Here is a 416-nt window from a genome sequence, read left to right on the forward strand (position 1 = left end):
CACCGCGGCACAACTCGCCACGCTGGGCGGCAGCGTCGGCCATGTGTTCGCGGACGATCAGGATGGCGCGGTCAACACCACCCCGCGCACCATCACCGTCACAGCCAGCGACGAGGACGGCGGCTCGACGCAGGCCACCCGCGTCGTCAACGTCAACAACATCGCACCCACCGCCGCGGTCTCCGGCGCCGCCAGCGTCACGGAAGGCGTGGCCTACCTGCTGTCTGTCGGCGCAGCCAACGACCCTGGTGCCGACACCCGCAGCAGCTACAGCATCGCCTGGGGTGACGGCAGCGTCGAGAACTTCACGGCAGCCCAGTGGCAGGCTGCGGCTGGCAGCTTCTCGCATGTCTATGCCGATGGCAACGCCGCTCGCACCATCGTCGTCAGCACGACCGACGAAGACGGCAGCTTCG

General features: G+C 68.8%; 1 protein-coding gene. It reads left to right on the forward strand.

All coding sequences use genetic code 11. From position 1 onward, the window contains the following. Window positions 1-416: hypothetical protein (locus ACG0Z3_RS23245; RefSeq protein WP_394402432.1), on the forward strand; the 416-nt coding region annotated here is incomplete at both ends.

This window comes from Pelomonas margarita (assembly GCF_043555875.1).
In the GTDB taxonomy this organism is placed as follows: Bacteria; Pseudomonadota; Gammaproteobacteria; order Burkholderiales; family Burkholderiaceae_C; genus Pelomonas; species Pelomonas margarita.